A 15147-nucleotide genomic window follows, 5' to 3' on the forward strand; every position below is an offset into this window, starting at 1 on the left:
CCTCATCTGTGCGTGCTCAAGTGCTCCCGGCGCCGCAGCCACCTCGGCAGCCCCGGCACCTCCAGGAACCCCTCCGCGCGGGCGGAGGCGATCACGATGCGCGGCAGGTCCGCGCTCTTCTCGAAGAGCAAGAACCGCGGCTCCCAGATGGGCCGGTACTTGGCGTTGGCCCGGTACAGGGACTCGATCTGCCACCAGCGGGAGAAGAAGCTGAGCAGCGACCGCCACAGCCGCAGCACCGGCCCGGCGCCAAGACGCGCACCACGTTCGAAGACCGAGCGGAACATCGCGAAGTTGAGCGAGACCTGGGTGATCTGGATCTCCTGGGCCCGGTTGAGCAGCTCGATGACCATGAACTCCATGAGGCCGTTGTCCGCGTCGCGGTCCCGGCGCATGAGGTCGAGGGACAGCCCGTGCGGCCCCCACGGCACGAAGGAGAGCACCGCCTTCAGCTCCCCGTCGGCGTCCCTGCACTCCAGCGCCACGCACCGCCCGTCCTCCGGGTCCCCGAGCCGCCCCAGCGCCATGCTGAACCCGCGCTCGGTGGCCCCGTCCCGCCAGTCGTCGGCCCGCCGTACGAGCGCCTCCATCTCCTCGGCGGGGATGTCCTCGTGGCGCCGGATCCGTACCGTGTACCCGGCCCGCCGGACCCGGTTGTACGCCTGCCGGACGGTCCGCATCGCCCGCCCCTCCAGCGTGAACTCGGCGACCTCCACGATCGCCTCGTCGCCCAGCTCCAGCGCGTCCAGGCCGTGCCGCGCGTACACCGTCCCCGCGTCCTCGCCCGCGCCCATCACGGCCGGCAGCCACCCGTGCGCCCGCGCCTCGGCGAGCCACGGCTCGATCGCCCCCGGCCAGGCCTCCGGGTCGCCGATCGGATCACCGGACGCCAGGGAGACCCCGCTGACCACCCGGTAGGTCACGGCCGCCTTCCCGGTCGGCGACCAGACGACGCTCTTCTCCCTGCGCAGCGCGAAGTACCCGAGCGAGTCCCGCTCGCCGTGCCGGTCCAGCAGTTCCCGCAGGCGCCGCTCGTCGTCCTCGGTGAGGGGGTCGACGGCACGCCGGGAGCGGAAGGCGGCGTAGAAGACGGCGAGGACGAGGACCGTGCTGAGCACGTTGATGGCGACGTTGACCCAGTTCGGCGTGAGGATCCCGTCGAAGCGGGAGTCGTCGGCGGCGACCGAGACCAGCCGCAGCGTGCCGTACCACCAGCGCTCGACGAAGGCCGACGACCGCGACGCCTGGTTGGTGACGGTCACCAGCAGCGCGGCCAGCAGCGAGCACACCAGCAGGCCGCCCACGGCCACGGCGGCGGCGAGCCGCGGGTTGGACCGGTCACCCTTGGCGTAGAACTCCCGCCGCCCGACGAGGAGGGCGACCACGAAGGCGGCGGTGAGGACCAGGGAGATCCAGTTCTGCGCGTACCGCCGGATCTCCGGGAACACCATCGCGAAGACGAACAGCGCGAGGAACGCCCCCGACAGCACCAGGTTCAGGATCCACGCCGCGCGCTTGCGCCGCCGCATGGTGATCGCGAGGAAGGCGGTGAACACCCCGGAGGCGAAGCCCGCCGTCAGGAGATACGGCGTGAAGAGGTCCTGCTGGTTGTGGCGCCGTACGTCCTGCCCCAGCGACACCCACACCGCACTGAGGAAGTTGACGAACGCGACGACCCGCAGGTACCAGACGGCGAACCCGGCGGCCCGCCGTGAGGCGGCGGTGGACCGTACATCCCGGACAGGTGCGACTCGGACATCTCCCATGAAGGGCGATCATGCCCCTTGCGCCGGCGATTTGGCCGCAAGGGCACCCCCCTGTCCTCGACTACTCCTCGTCGGACGCCTTCTCCGGTTCTTTCTCCTGCGACTCCCCGGAGTCCGCGGGCTTCTCGGGCAGCTCGGCGGCCAGCGCCGCCGCGGCCTGCACCAGCGGCAGCGCGAGCAGTCCGCCCGCGCCCTCCCCGACCGTCACGCCATGGTCGAGCAGCGGTTCCAGGGCCATCCGGTCCAGCGCCTTCGCCTGCCCCGGCTCACCACTGCTCTGCCCGGCCAGCCACCAGTCCGGCGCCCGGAACGCGATCCGCTGCCCCACCAGCGCACAGGCGGCCACGACCACCCCGTCCAGCACGACGGGCAGCTTGCGCACCGCGCTCTGCAGCAGGAACCCGGTGATCGCCGCGAGGTCGGCCCCGCCCACCGTCGCCAGCAACTGCAACTGGTCCCCGAGCACCGGCCGCGCCCGCCTCAGCGCGTCCCGGATCGCCGCGCACTTGCGCATCCACGCCAGGTCGTCGATCCCGGTCCCGCCACGCCCGGTCACCACGGACGCGTCGGTCCCGCACAGCGCGGCGACCAGCACCCCGGCCGCCGTGGTCCCGCCCACGCTCACATCGCCGAGCACCACGAGATCCGTACCGGAGTCGGCCTCCTCGTCGGCCACCGCGACCCCGGCCCGGAAGGCGGCCTCCGCCTCCTCCAGGGTCAACGCGTCCTCGACATCGATACGACCGCTCCCGCGCCGCACCCGATGCCGTACGACGTCCTGCGGCAGCTCGTCCGGATCGCAGTCCAGCGCCATGTCCACGACCCGCACCGGGACGCCGAGGCGCCGGGCGAGGATCGACACCGGACGGCCGCCCTCCAGGACCTCCCGCACCAACTCCGAGGCACTGCCCGCGGCCCGCCCCGAGACACCCAGTTCGGCGATCCCGTGGTCACCGGCGAACAGCACGATCCGCGGCCGTTCGATTGGCCGTACCGGTACGGCCGACTGCGCCGCCGCCAGCCACTCACCCAGGTCGTCGAGGCGGCCCAGCGCCCCGGGAGGCACGATCTGACGCTCCCGGCGCGCCTCGGCGTCGCGACGCACCCCGCCGTCGGGGCGCTCGATCAGATCGGTGAAGTCGTCGAGATTAAGCGAGCTCATTCGCCGAACAGTACCGGCCCTGATCGAACACGGGGGTGCCACAGGGCCATGACGTCATTGCACCCGGGATCGGGATCCCATACGTTCCGTTTTGTAGCGAATTGCTGTGCGTCCCCGGGAGGCCCCATGCCCGCACCAACCGCCCCTTCCGTACGGCGCCTTCGCTCCACCGCCCGCGCGATACTGCCGTTCCCCGAACCCGAGAGCTGGCTGGACGTGGACACCGGGGACGCGGACTTCCCGGAGGCGGCGCGAACGTTCTTCCCCTACACGGCCTTCGACGGCCTGGACCCCACCCCCCGCGTCCTGCACGCCCAGGCGGTCGAGCGCCTGGAGGAGGGCTACCAGGGCCGTCTGACCGACCCGCGGATCGTCGCCCACCTGCGCGCCCGCTACGACGTGGTCAGCCTGCTGAACCGTCGCGCGGACCCCGCGGAACTCAAGGCGGCCCTCGCCGTCCTGCGCCCCGGCGGCCACCTGCTGGTGGAGTCCCGGGACGACCCCCGCCCCGAACTGGAGTCCCGGGGCTGCACCGTCATCGCCACGGCCCGCCGGTCCGCGCACGTCCCGGCCCGCCTGACGGCCCGTCTGCCCGGCACCCCCGGGTTGCTGACCTCCACCGCGAGAGCGCTGGACCACACCCTGGCCCTCCTCCTCGCCGGCACCCGGTTCGCGAAGGCCTACCGGGTGATCGCACGCAAGGAGCCGTCAGCCCCGTAGGACCATCGCCTGTCCCGCCACCACCAGCACCACCTGCTCGCACTCGCCCGCGAACGCCGCGTTCAGCCGCCCCAGTTCGTCCCGGTACCGGCGCCCGGACGCGGTGGCCGGCACGATCCCCGACCCCACCTCGTTCGACACGGCCACCACGGTCCGCCGCGCCTCCCGCACCGCCTCCGTCAACTCCCGCACCCGCGAACGCAGTTCCCGCTCCCCGCCGTCGGCCCACTCCGCGTCGTCCCACGCCCCCACGGCGTCCATGGCGTCCGTCAGCCACAGCGACAGACAGTCGACCAGCAGCGGCGCCCCGTCGTCCTTCAGCAGCGGCACCAGGTCGCAGGTCTCCGTCGTACGCCACGATCCGGGCCGCCGCTCCCGGTGGGCGGCGACCCGGGAGGCCCACTCGGTGTCCCCGTTCCGCGAGCCGCCGGTCGCCACGTACAGCACGTCGGGGAACGCCTCAAGGCGCCGCTCGGCCTCCACCGACTTCCCGGACCGCGCCCCGCCCAGCACCAGCGTCCGCCGCGGCACATCCGGTACGTCCTCGTAGCCGCCGACGACCAGAGTCGTCCCGTCGGGCACGGCCCGCGCCCCGGCAGCGGCCAGCCGCCGCCGTACCTCGGCGCCGGGCGGCACGTCGTGATCGACATGCACGGCGACGACGTCGGTCGTGGGCCCCGCGGCCCCGACGGCCCGCAGCCGGGCGAGCGCGTCCGGTCGCCGTACGACATCGGCGAGCACCATGTCGTACGACTCCACCGCCCCCTTCTCCAGCCCCGCGGGCGCACCCCCGGGCGGCAGGTACAGCACCCGCTGCCCGTCGGGCCCGGTGACGGCGTACCCGGTCCCCGGCGCGTCCATCGGCACGGCCCGCACCCGATGCCCCGTCAGCAACGTCAACTCCCGGCCGTCCGGCACCCGCCCCGGCTGCGGAAGACCTGCGGGCACCTCGACGGGGGGCCCGTCATGGGGGTGCGACAGCAGGACCTGCCGTACCCCGGCGAGCGACTGCCCGGCCCGGGCGGCGGCGAAGGCGGCACCGGGGGTGAGATCGAGCAGCAGGATCCCGTCGACGAGCACGGCGGTGGCGGCCCGCGCGTTCTCACCGAGCGCGGTGGCGCACGCGGCACAGGGACAGAAGGGCCGGGGGAGACCGGCGGGGGCGCCGGTGCCGAGCAGAGTCAGTTCCACGGAACCGATTCTCGCCGGTCCCCGGTGATCCAGCGCGCGCGGAGCCGCTTTCAGGGCCGCGGAGCCGTGCCGATCTGCGGCTCCGCCGCGAGGCCGCGGGCAACCCCCACCGGCCCGCGGCCCGCGAACTACCGCTTAGGGTGCTCTTCGTAACGGATCAAACACGGGAGGCTCACATGGCGACATGGACCTGGCGATTCGAGAAGGCCGACGGCGCGGAGACCCAACCCGCCGTGGAGCCGGAGGAGTTCACCACCCAGGGCGACGCCGAGTCCTGGCTCGGCGAGTACTGGAAGCCCCTGCTCGCCGGCGGCGCGGAACAGGTGCGGCTGTTCGAGGACGCCACCGAGATCTACGGCCCGATGAGCCTGAAGGCGGCAGAGGAAGCGTGACCGGGGTGGGCGAGGGCCACAGCGCGGCCCTCGCCCACCACCGCTACTGCTCGCCCAGCGTCACCTCGACCGTCTTCGCGCTGCCGTCCCGGGTGTAGGTCACGGTGGTCTTCTGACCCGGCTTGTCCGCCGCGAGCGCCTCGGAGAGCGAGGTGATGGTCGTGATCCCGGTGTCGCCCAGCTGCGTGATGACGTCCCCGGGCTCGATGCCGGCCTTGTCCGCGGCCCCGCCGCTCTTCACGTCCACGACCGCGACCCCGGCGGCCCGGGACTCGGAGTCGACGACCGTACGGCCGGTGATGCCGAGCGCGGCCCGGCCCGAGTCGGTGACCTTGCCGTCCTTGACGATCTGATCGGCGACCTTCTTCACCATGGAGGCGGGGATCGCGAACCCGATCCCGGGCGCCGCGCTGTTCCCGAAGCTGGGGTCGATCGCCGCGAGCGTCGGGATGCCGATGACCTGGCCGTCGAGGTTGACGAGGGCGCCGCCGCTGTTGCCGGGGTTGATGGCCGCGGAGGTCTGCACCATGTTGGCGATGGTCGCCCCGGTCTCGCCCTCGCCGCCGCTCTCGCTGACGGTCCGTCCGGTCGCCGAGACGATGCCCTGGGTCACGCTGGACGACAGGCCGAGCGGTGAGCCCATGGCGAGCACGATCTGCCCCACCTGCACCTTCGCGGTGTCCCCGAAGGTCGCCGCCCGCAGCCCGTCCGGCACCTTGTCCAGCTTGACGACGGCGAGATCCTGCTCGGGGTAGGAGGACACGAGCGTCGCGGTCAGCTCGTTCTCGTTGTGCGCCGTCGTCACCTTGAAGGTCTTCTCGTTCCCGACGACATGCGCGTTGGTGACGATGTGCCCCTTGTCGTCGTACACCACCCCGGAGCCCAGATCATTGCTGGCCTGGATCTGCACGACCGACGGCAGAACGTCCTTGATCACCTTCTGGTAGTCGCTCTGCAGATCGCCGCCGGCGGGTGCGGCAGCCTGTGCGGCCTGCGTGGTCGACGTCTTCTTCCGTGCGGAGGAACCGGAGTCGGAGGAACCGGAGTCGGAACACCCGGACAGGAGCACGACAGAACACACGAGCGCCGCCAACGGCAGCCGCAGGGCACGGGTACGCGAAGCATTCATGCCCCGAGTCTCATGTCGGGGTGAAGGCCCGGGCCTGTGCTGTTCGCCCGAACGGGCTCAGCCCCGCACCCCGCACAGGTGCAGCAGCGCGGCGACGCCACGGTACGGATCCGTCCGCCCGGCCCGCTCCTCACAGGCCAGCAGCGCCTCCATGTCGTCCGGCGTCCCGGTGTCGTCCGCCGCCGTGTCCGTGAACACCCGCACCCCGTACCAGGCCTGGAGCGGCGCCCCGATGCCGGCGAGCGTCGCGGTCAGCGTGCTCAGCCGGTCGGCCCGCACATCGAGCCCCAGCCGGTTGCGGTACGCGCTGGTGTCGAAGGCCCCCAGCGCGCCGGCCCAGTCCCCGGCCAGTCCCGGCCGCATCGCCAGCGCGTCGGCGTTGCGCACGAGCAGCGACAGCAGCCCGCCCGGTGCCAGCATCCGAGCCAGCCCGGCAAGCAGCGGATCCGGCTCCTCGACGTACATGAGCACGCCGTGGCACAGCACCACGTCGAAACTGCCCGGCAGGAAGTGCACCCCGGTGTCCCGGCCGTCGCCCTCGATGATCCGCATCCGCTCCCGGATGCCCTCGGGCTCGGAGGACAGCGCCTCGCGGGCCGCCGCGACCATGGTGGCGTCCCGTTCGAGCCCGGTCACCTGATGCCCGGCGCGGGCCAGCCGCAGGGCCTGAGTGCCCTGACCCATCCCCACGTCGAGCACCCGCAGCCGCTGCCCGACCGGGTACCGGCCCACTATCTGCTCGTCGAGCTGCCGGGCCACCAGCTCCTGTCGTACGACATTGCGCAACCCGCCGAGCTTTCCCAGCCAGGCGTCGGCCGCACCCCCGGAGAAAGACGTCGTACTCAGGGCCGCTCTCCGCGCTTGACCTGCGGCTTGGGCAGCCGGAGGCGACGCATCTGGAGGGAGCGCATCAGGGCGTAGGCGACCGCGCCCTTGCGGTTCTGGTCCGGGAAGCGCTCGGCGAGCCGCTTCTTCAGACGGAAACCGGTGAGGATCGAGTCGAGCACGATGAGCACGATCACGACGAGCCACAGCAGCAGCGCGATGCTCTGGAGCGCGCCCACCCGCACCAGGCTCAGCACGAGGATGACCACGGCCATCGGCAGGAAGAACTCCGCCACGTTGAACCGCGCGTCGATGGTGTCGCGGGCGAACTTGCGCACCGGGCCCTTGTCCCGCGCGGGCAGGTACCGCTCGTCACCGCCGGCCAGCGCCTGGCGCTGCCTCTCCAGCGCCGAGCGGCGCTCCTCGCGCTGGCGCTTGGCGGCGTCCTTGCGGGTGAGCGACGTGTTGGCGACGCTGCGGCGCTGGGACTGGGCCTCATTGCGCTTCGGCGTGGGCCGGCCCTTGGGGGCCTGCGGGTCGCGGGGCTGCTTGGAGTCGGTCAGCTGCGCCTTGTCGGCGACGGCGGCCTTCTCATCCTTGGTGGCACGGCTACGGAACACAAAACCCAAGGGTAAGGGGTGTCCGGGGTTGGACCCCAGCCCGGTGGGGAACGATCCGGCAACACCAGTCGTCATGTAAGGGGACAGAGGGGACGTCCGGTGTCGGTTGCTGACCCTGAAGGTCACCTACTCCTTACGCCGGAGCAAGGGATTGGTCAGTCGTCCTTGGGGATGAGCGCATCCGTCCCGGAACAGTGCGTCAATGGATGCAGGGCCCGTACTGTGGGTTCTGTCGCAGAGCTGGAGCTGGAAGTCCGTCAGAAGGGGGCGCGCGAAGCCCATGAGCGGTGTCATGAAGCGTATGGGGATGATCTTCCGCGCGAAGGCGAACAAGGCCCTTGACCGGGCCGAGGATCCGCGCGAAACCCTCGATTACTCGTACCAGAAACAGCTGGAGCTGCTCCAGAAGGTGCGCCGGGGCGTGGCCGACGTGGCCACCTCCCGCAAGCGCCTGGAACTCCAGCTGAACCAGCTGCAGTCGCAGTCCTCGAAGCTGGAGGACCAGGGCCGCAAGGCGCTCGCGCTCGGCCGTGAGGACCTCGCCCGTGAGGCGCTGTCCCGCCGTGCCGCGCTCCAGCAGCAGGTGACCGACCTGGAGACCCAGCACTCGACGCTGCAGGGCGAGGAGGAGAAGCTCACCCTTGCGGCCCAGCGCCTCCAGGCCAAGGTGGACGCCTTCCGGACCAAGAAGGAGACCATCAAGGCGACCTACACCGCGGCCCAGGCGCAGACCCGGATCGGCGAGGCCTTCTCCGGCATCTCCGAGGAGATGGGCGACGTGGGCCTGGCGATTCAGCGGGCCGAGGACAAGACCGCCCAGCTCCAGGCCCGGGCAGGCGCCATCGACGAACTCCTCGCCTCGGGTGTCCTGGACGACCAGTCCGGTATGCACAAGGACGACATCCAGGCCGAGCTGGACCGGCTCTCCGGTGGTACGGATGTAGAGCTGGAGCTGCAGCGCATGAAGGCGGAGCTGGCGGGAGGCTCGTCGTCGCAGCAGGCCATCGAGGGCGGCACCGGCCAGTCGCAGTCCCAGCAGCCGCAGGACACTCCGCGCTTCGACAAGCAGTAGGGCCCACGCCGAGGAGGGCGACATGATCGTACGGATCATGGGGGAGGGGCAGGTGAGGCTGGCCGAGAGCCACCTCGCCGACCTGAACAAGCTGGACGACGAGCTGCTGGCCGAGATGGAGAAAGGCGACGGCCCGGGATTCCGCCGCACTCTCCAGGCCCTCCTCGCCCGGGTCCGGGAACTGGGCGTGCCTCTCCCCGACGACTCCCTGGAACCCTCGGAGCTGATCCTGCCGTCCTCGGACGCGACCCTGGAGGAAGTCCGGGACCTGCTCAGCGACGACGGCCTGATCCCGGGCTGACCCCGCACGGCTCTGCTCCAGCGGGGTCCCGCCGCGCCGAGCGCCCGCTCGTCGGGGCGGGACCACACCGCCCGCCCTCTCCCGCGCCGACGGAAGCCCCCGCCGCCACCCAGGGGCTCCCCGCTTCAGCCCGCTCCCCACTCCCGGCTTCCGTCCCGTGCCCCCGTCCCGCCTCCGAGGGCCGGCAGGCCCGGAGCGGTCACGCGACCCGACCAGGGGCTCCGGGCTTCAGCCCGCCCCCCCGGCCTCCTGGCTCCCGTCCCAAGCCCCCGTCCCAAGCCCCCGTCCCGCCTCCGAGGGCCGGCAGGCCCGGAGCGGTCACGGCGACCCGGGCAGGGGCTCCGGGCTTCAGGCCGCCCCCCGGCCCCCCGGCTCCCGTCCCGCGCCCCTGCTCCCTCCGAGGGCCGGCAGGCTGCGGAGCGGTCACGCGACCCGGGCAGGGGCTCCGGGCTTCAGGCCGCCCCCCGGCCCCCCGGTTCCGTCCCGTGCCTCCGCCCCGCCTCCGAGGACCGGCAGGCGCGCCGGAGCCGTCACCGCGACCCGGCTGCGCGAGGCCGGAAACGTACAGGTGGCCCCCGTTCCGCCCCCGGCAGGGCCCCCGTACTGTTCAAGAGTGAGCCGCCCCCTCGACCGCGCCCGGCACCACCTCAAGGCGCACCCCCTGGCCCTGGACGCCGTCCTCGCGGCGGGCGTGCTCGCCTGCATGGTGGCCGGTTCCTTCGTCCAGCCCCATGACCAGGACGCCGTCAGCTGGAGCATCCGCACCCCTGACCTGCTCAGCCTCGTCCTCATGACCCTCGCCGCCCTCGCGCTGGTCTTCCGCCGCCGCGCCCCTCTCACCGTCCTCGCCCTCACCGGCACCGCCGCCATCATCGAGTGCGTCACCGGCGACCCCCGCGCGCCCGTCGCCATGGCCGCCGTGATCGCCCTCTACACGGTCGCCTCCACCACCGACCGCCCCACCACCTGGCGCGTCGGCCTGCTCACCATGACCGTGCTCACCGGCGCCGCGATGCTCGCAGGCCCGCTGCCCTGGTACGCCCAGGAGAACCTCGGCATCTTCGCCTGGACCGGCATCGGCGCCACCGCAGGGGACGCCGTCCGCAGCCGCCGCGCCTTCGTCCAGGCCATCAGGGAGCGCGCCGAGAAGGCCGAACGCACCCGTGAGGAGGAGGCCCGGCGCAGGGTCGCCGAGGAGCGTCTGCGCATCGCCCGCGACCTGCACGACGTCGTCGCCCACCACATCGCCCTGGTCAACGTCCAGGCCGGAGTCGCCGCGCACGTCATGGACAAGCGGCCCGACCAGGCCAAGGAAGCCCTCGCCCATGTCCGCGAGGCCAGCCGCTCCGCCCTCAACGAACTCCGCGCCACCGTCGGCCTGCTGCGGCAGTCCGGCGACCCCGAGGCGCCCACCGAACCCGCCCCCGGCCTGGCCCGCCTCGACGAACTCGTCGGCACCTTCCGCAGCGCGGGCCTCCCCGTCGAGGTCGCCCGCGCCGACCACGGCACCACCCTGCCCGCCGCCGTGGACCTGGCCGCCTACCGGGTCATCCAGGAAGCCCTCACGAACGTACGGAAACACGCGGGGGCGGACGCGAAGGCCGAGGTCAGCGTCGTACGCGTCGGCCCCAACGTGGAGATCACGGTCCTCGACGACGGAGCCGGCGACGACGACGACCCGGACAACGGCGGCGGCCACGGCCTGCTCGGCATGCGCGAGCGCGTCACCGCCCTGCGCGGCACCCTCACCACCGGTCCCCGCTACGGAGGCGGTTTCCGCGTCCATGCGATCCTGCCCGTCAAGACCCGCACCGCAGCGAGGGACGAACCGGGGGAGCCCGTATGACGATCCGTGTCCTGCTCGCCGACGACCAGGCGCTGCTGCGCAGCGCCTTCCGGGTGCTCGTCGACTCGGAGCCGGACATGGAGGTGGTCGGCGAGGCGTCCGACGGCGCCGAGGCCGTACGGCTGACCCGGCAGGAGCGCGCCGACGTCGTGCTGATGGACATCCGGATGCCCGGCACGGACGGTCTCGCCGCCACCCGCATGATCAGCGAGGACGCCTCCCTCTCCCATGTCCGGGTGGTCATCCTGACCACCTTCGAGGTCGACGACTACGTCGTGCAGTCCCTGCGCGCCGGCGCCTCCGGCTTCCTCGGCAAGGGCAGCGAACCCGAGGAACTCCTCAGCGCCATCCGGGTCGCGGCCGGCGGCGAGGCCCTGCTGTCCCCGGCCGCCACCAAGGGCCTGATCGCCCGCTTCCTCGCCCAGGGCGACGCGGACGACAACGACCCGGTGAGCTCCGAACGCCTCGCCGCCCTCACCGTCCGCGAGCGCGAGGTCCTCGTCCAGGTCGCCGGCGGTCACTCCAACGACGAGATCGCCGAGCGCCTGGAGGTCAGCCCGCTCACCGTCAAGACCCACGTCAACCGGGCCATGGCGAAGCTGGGTGCCCGGGACCGGGCCCAGCTGGTGGTGATCGCGTACGAGTCGGGGCTGGTACGGCCGAGGGTGGAATGACCCCCCGAGGGCCCGCGGAAACAATTCTCGCGGTGATGTCGAGAACCCGTGCCCCGCTCCGTCCCCGTGGTGAGAGCGACCAGAATGGCCGCATCGGGACCGAGGAGAGACACCATGGCCAAGTACCTGCTGCTGAAGCACTACCGTGGCGCTCCGGCTCCGGCCAACGACGTGCCCATGGAGCAGTGGACGCCGGAGGAGATCTCCGCGCACGTGCAGTACATGCGGGACTTCGCGGACCGGCTGGTGAAGACCGGGGAGTACGTCGACGGGCAGGCCCTCGCTCCCGAGGGGACCTGGGTGCGGTACGACGGCGAGGGGCGGCCGCCCGTCACCGACGGGCCGTTCGCCGAGACCAAGGACCTCATCGCCGGCTGGATGGTGATCGACGTCGACAGCTACGAGCGGGCCCTGGAGCTGGCCGGGGAGCTGTCGGCCGCCCCCGGCGCCGGCGGGAAGCCGATCCACGAGTGGCTGGAGCTGCGCCCGTTCTACGCGGCCTCGCCCACCGACCCGGAGTGCCACGCCGGTGGATGAGGCGCTGCTCAGAAGCCTCACACCGGGCGTGCTCACCGTCCTCGTCCGCCGCGGAGCCGACTTCGCGGCGGCCGAGGACGCCGTCCAGGACGCGCTCGTCGAGGCGGTGCGGGTCTGGCCGGACGACCCGCCGCGGGACGCCAAGGGCTGGCTGGTCACCGTGGCCTGGCGCAAGTTCCTCGACGCGACCCGCTCGGACACCGCCCGCCGCCGGCGAGAGGGCCGTATCGACGAGGAACCGGTGCCCGGCCCCACGCCCGCCGTGGACGACACCCTCCAGCTCTACTTCCTGTGCGCCCACCCCTCGCTCACCCCGTCCTCCGCCGTCGCCCTCACCCTGCGCGCCGTCGGCGGACTCACCACCCGCCAGATCGCCCAGGCCTACCTCGTGCCCGAGGCGACCATGGCGCAGCGCATCAGCCGGGCCAAGCGCACCGTCTCCGGCGTCCGCCTCGACCAGCCCGGCGATGTCGCCACCGTGCTGCGCGTCCTCTACCTCGTCTTCAACGAGGGCTACTCCGGCGATGTCGACCTCGCCGCCGAGGCCATCCGGCTCACCCGGCAGCTCGCCGCCGCCATCGATCACCCCGAGGTCGCGGGGCTGCTCGCCCTGATGCTGCTCCACCACGCCCGCCGCGCCTCCCGCACCGCCCCCGACGGCGCTCTGGTGCCGCTCGCCGAGCAGGACCGCACCCGCTGGGACACCGCGGCGATCGCCGAGGGCGTGCGGATCCTCCAGGCCGCCCTCGCCCGCGACCGGCTGGGCGAGTTCCAGGCCCAGGCCGCCATCGCCGCCCTGCACGCCGACGCCCCCACCGCCGAGGAGACCGACTGGGTGCAGATCGTCGAGTGGTACGACGAGCTCGCCCGCCTCACCGACAGTCCCGTCGTCCGCCTCAACCGCGCGGTCGCCGTGGGCGAGGCGGACGGCCCCCGAGCGGGCCTGGCCGCGCTGGCCGCTCTCGATGACTCACTGCCCCGCCACGCCGCGGCCGCGGCCTATCTCCACGAACGCGCCGGAGACCTGACGACCGCGGCCCGCAGGTACGCCGCGGCCGCCCAAAAGGCCTCCAACCTCGCCGAACGCGACTACCTGACCCGCCAGGCGGCCCGGCTCAACTCCCGTCCGCGTGACTGACGCAGCACTGCTGGGACACGGCGCGGTGCTCCGCGCCGAAGATCAGCAGCGGGTATCCGTCCAACCGCTGTATTCGCTACCGTTCGTGTTCAGTTCGCTGTACGCCTGGGTGCCAACATCCAGCGTATCGGCTCCGTCGGACCAGACTTCGTTCCCCGTCGATGTATTCCAACCCAGCACTCGCGACGACGTCTCGACACCGGCGGAGATCCGCCATGAACTGCGGGCCTAACCCCTTCAACCCCGCCCCCCGAGGGCACCCTCGTGTCTGTTGGAGTCTCTCGGCCTTCCGTCAGGCGGGGCGTGGGTGTCGGGGTTCCTGGAAGGCGCGTTGCGGAGCATCGCCGGCACGTCGATCCACTGACGGGCAAGACGGAGGACAGCTTGGGTGCGGGCCTGTCCTCCGTCTCGGCATCGTCGTAACTGGCGAGGGAAGCGGGATCACGCAGGTGGCGAACGCGGACAGGAGTATCGCGCGTTTGAGCGCCCCTTGCCGACCCCGCGCCCGTGCTCGCGTGGATCCCCGACGGCTTGGTCGTTGGGGCGAGCGGTGCTCCTGACGACGGTTCTACGGCAGCGCCAGCATCCGCTCCAGGGCCAGCTTCGCGAACGCCTCCGTCTCCTTGTCGACCTCGATCCGGTTGACGAGCGTGCCCTCGGCCAGGGACTCCAGGGTCCAGACCAGGTGGGGCAGGTCGATGCGGTTCATGGTCGAGCAGAAGCAGACCGTCTTGTCGAGGAAGACGATCTCCTTGCCCTCGGGGGCGAAACGGTTCGCGAGGCGTCGTACGAGATTGAGCTCCGTGCCGATCGCCCACTTCGAGCCGGCCGGGGCCGCCTCCAGCGCCTTGATGATGTACTCGGTCGAGCCGACGTAGTCCGCCGCGGCCACGACCTCGTGCTTGCACTCGGGGTGGACGAGGACGTTCACCCCGGGGATGCGGGCGCGCACGTCCTCCACGGACTCCAGCGAGAAGCGGCCGTGGACCGAGCAGTGCCCGCGCCACAGGATCATCTTCGCGTCCCGCAGCTGCTCGGCGGTCAGGCCGCCGTTCGGCTTGTGCGGGTTGTAGACGACACAGTCCTCAAGGGACATGCCCATGTCGCGGACCGCGGTGTTGCGCCCGAGGTGCTGGTCGGGGAGGAACAGCACCTTTGTCGAATGAGGCTCCCCCTGCTCGAAGGCCCACTCCAGGGCGCGCTTCGCGTTGGACGAGGTGCAGATCAGGCCGCCGTGCTTGCCCGTGAAGGCCTTGATGTCCGCCGAGGAGTTCATGTACGACACCGGCACGACCTGCTCGGCTATGCCGGCGTCGGTGAGCGCGTCCCAGCACTCGGCGACCTGCTCGGCCGTCGCCATGTCGGCCATGGAGCAGCCGGCGGCGAGGTCGGGCAGCACGACCTTCTGGTCGTCGGACGTGAGGATGTCCGCGGACTCGGCCATGAAGTGCACACCGCAGAACACGATGTACTCGGCCTCCGGGCGCGCGGCCGCGTCCCGGGCCAGCTTGAAGGAGTCGCCCGTGACGTCGGCGAACTGGATGACCTCGTCACGCTGGTAGTGGTGGCCGAGGACGAACACCTTGTCGCCGAGCTTCTCCTTGGCCGCGCGGGCGCGCTCGACCAGGCCGGGGTCGGACGGCGAGGGCAGATCGCCGGGACACTCGACGCCCCGCTCGCTCCTCGGGTCGGCCTCGCGGCCGAGCAGCAACAGGGCGAGCGGAGTCGGCTGTACGTCGAGCTCCGTGGTCTGGGCGGTGGTCACGACACGCAC

15 protein-coding genes are annotated in these 15147 nt (G+C 72.1%); 8 read left to right on the forward strand and 7 right to left on the reverse strand.

Annotated elements, in window-relative coordinates:
- Positions 1-2: 2 nt before the first annotated feature.
- Positions 3-1766 (reverse strand): phosphatidylglycerol lysyltransferase domain-containing protein, encoded by a 1764-nt coding sequence (locus RKD20_RS32125; protein ID WP_424880758.1) that lies wholly within the window; start codon positions 1764-1766, stop codon positions 3-5.
- A 61-nt stretch (positions 1767-1827) separates the two neighbouring features.
- Entirely contained in the window at positions 1828-2928 is a 1101-nt protein-coding gene (gene cobT, locus RKD20_RS32130; protein WP_424880759.1) for a nicotinate-nucleotide--dimethylbenzimidazole phosphoribosyltransferase, read from the reverse strand.
- Between the two features lie 126 nt (positions 2929-3054).
- Between cobT and RKD20_RS32135 the strand changes: the two genes are divergently transcribed.
- The gene (locus tag RKD20_RS32135) at positions 3055-3648 is read left to right on the forward strand and encodes a MarR family transcriptional regulator (RefSeq protein ID WP_424880760.1); all 594 of its coding nucleotides are present in this window, start codon (positions 3055-3057) and stop codon (positions 3646-3648) included.
- Here the strand turns inward: RKD20_RS32135 and RKD20_RS32140 are convergent.
- Complete coding sequence (locus RKD20_RS32140) at positions 3637-4839, reverse strand: bifunctional adenosylcobinamide kinase/adenosylcobinamide-phosphate guanylyltransferase (protein WP_424880761.1); 1203 nt, start codon at positions 4837-4839, stop codon at positions 3637-3639. The two genes, RKD20_RS32135 and RKD20_RS32140, sit on opposite strands and share 12 nt — an antisense overlap.
- Positions 4840-5015: 176 nt before the next feature.
- On the opposite strand from RKD20_RS32140, the gene RKD20_RS32145 reads away from it, so the two are divergent.
- Entirely contained in the window at positions 5016-5231 is a 216-nt protein-coding gene (locus RKD20_RS32145; protein ID WP_020115856.1) for a hypothetical protein, read from the forward strand.
- A 43-nt stretch (positions 5232-5274) separates the two neighbouring features.
- Here RKD20_RS32145 and RKD20_RS32150 read toward each other — a convergent pair whose 3' ends face one another.
- From RKD20_RS32150 to RKD20_RS32160, 3 genes are all read right to left on the reverse strand, one after another.
- Positions 5275-6360, reverse strand: a complete 1086-nt coding sequence (locus RKD20_RS32150) for a S1C family serine protease (protein WP_424880762.1) — start codon at positions 6358-6360, stop codon at positions 5275-5277.
- A gap of 57 nt (positions 6361-6417) precedes the next feature.
- A complete protein-coding gene (locus RKD20_RS32155) occupies positions 6418-7119 on the reverse strand; it encodes a methyltransferase domain-containing protein (protein WP_424883375.1) in 702 nt (233 codons plus the stop codon).
- A gap of 83 nt (positions 7120-7202) precedes the next feature.
- On the reverse strand, positions 7203-7880 hold the full coding sequence (locus RKD20_RS32160; RefSeq protein ID WP_424880763.1) for a DUF3043 domain-containing protein: 678 nt from the start codon (positions 7878-7880) through the stop codon (positions 7203-7205).
- 217 nt (positions 7881-8097) lie between these two features.
- Here RKD20_RS32160 and RKD20_RS32165 point away from each other — a divergent pair, with 217 nt between their 5' ends.
- From RKD20_RS32165 to RKD20_RS32190, 6 genes are all read left to right on the forward strand, one after another.
- Complete coding sequence (locus RKD20_RS32165) at positions 8098-8877, forward strand: PspA/IM30 family protein (RefSeq protein ID WP_234438850.1); 780 nt, start codon at positions 8098-8100, stop codon at positions 8875-8877.
- Positions 8878-8899: 22 nt separating this feature from the next.
- Entirely contained in the window at positions 8900-9178 is a 279-nt protein-coding gene (gene pspAA / locus RKD20_RS32170; protein WP_020115851.1) for a PspA-associated protein PspAA, read from the forward strand.
- 613 nt (positions 9179-9791) lie between these two features.
- Positions 9792-11024, forward strand: a complete 1233-nt coding sequence (locus RKD20_RS32175; protein ID WP_424880764.1) for a sensor histidine kinase — start codon at positions 9792-9794, stop codon at positions 11022-11024.
- Positions 11021-11698 carry a response regulator gene (locus RKD20_RS32180; protein ID WP_424880765.1) on the forward strand — a complete coding sequence of 226 codons (678 nt, stop codon included), beginning with the start codon at positions 11021-11023 and terminating at the stop codon, positions 11696-11698. The genes RKD20_RS32175 and RKD20_RS32180 overlap by 4 nt, the downstream gene beginning before the upstream one ends.
- A gap of 114 nt (positions 11699-11812) precedes the next feature.
- On the forward strand, positions 11813-12235 hold the full coding sequence (locus tag RKD20_RS32185) for a YciI family protein (protein WP_020115848.1): 423 nt from the start codon (positions 11813-11815) through the stop codon (positions 12233-12235).
- Positions 12228-13373, forward strand: coding sequence for an RNA polymerase sigma factor (locus RKD20_RS32190; RefSeq protein WP_424880766.1), 1146 nt, complete (start codon positions 12228-12230; stop codon positions 13371-13373). The genes RKD20_RS32185 and RKD20_RS32190 overlap by 8 nt, the downstream gene beginning before the upstream one ends.
- 568 nt (positions 13374-13941) lie before the next feature.
- On the opposite strand, the gene nadA is transcribed toward RKD20_RS32190, so the two are convergent.
- A complete protein-coding gene (gene nadA, locus RKD20_RS32195) occupies positions 13942-15138 on the reverse strand; it encodes a quinolinate synthase NadA (RefSeq protein ID WP_424880767.1) in 1197 nt (398 codons plus the stop codon).
- Positions 15139-15147 lie beyond the last annotated feature (9 nt).

It is taken from the genome of Streptomyces sp. SLBN-8D4 (assembly GCF_049739545.1).
Classification (GTDB): domain Bacteria; phylum Actinomycetota; class Actinomycetes; order Streptomycetales; family Streptomycetaceae; genus Streptomyces; species Streptomyces canus_C.

Coding starts and splice junctions, on each gene's coding strand:
- RKD20_RS32125 (WP_424880758.1), bottom strand. CDS start 1,766: ATGGGAGATGTCCGAGTCGCACCTGTCCGGGATGTACGGTCCACCGCC.
- RKD20_RS32165 (WP_234438850.1), top strand. CDS start 8,098: ATGAAGCGTATGGGGATGATCTTCCGCGCGAAGGCGAACAAGGCCCTT.
- RKD20_RS32150 (WP_424880762.1), bottom strand. CDS start 6,360: ATGAATGCTTCGCGTACCCGTGCCCTGCGGCTGCCGTTGGCGGCGCTC.
- pspAA (WP_020115851.1), top strand. CDS start 8,900: ATGATCGTACGGATCATGGGGGAGGGGCAGGTGAGGCTGGCCGAGAGC.
- RKD20_RS32145 (WP_020115856.1), top strand. CDS start 5,016: ATGGCGACATGGACCTGGCGATTCGAGAAGGCCGACGGCGCGGAGACC.
- RKD20_RS32135 (WP_424880760.1), top strand. CDS start 3,055: ATGCCCGCACCAACCGCCCCTTCCGTACGGCGCCTTCGCTCCACCGCC.
- RKD20_RS32185 (WP_020115848.1), top strand. CDS start 11,813: ATGGCCAAGTACCTGCTGCTGAAGCACTACCGTGGCGCTCCGGCTCCG.
- RKD20_RS32160 (WP_424880763.1), bottom strand. CDS start 7,880: ATGACGACTGGTGTTGCCGGATCGTTCCCCACCGGGCTGGGGTCCAAC.
- cobT (WP_424880759.1), bottom strand. CDS start 2,928: ATGAGCTCGCTTAATCTCGACGACTTCACCGATCTGATCGAGCGCCCC.
- RKD20_RS32180 (WP_424880765.1), top strand. CDS start 11,021: ATGACGATCCGTGTCCTGCTCGCCGACGACCAGGCGCTGCTGCGCAGC.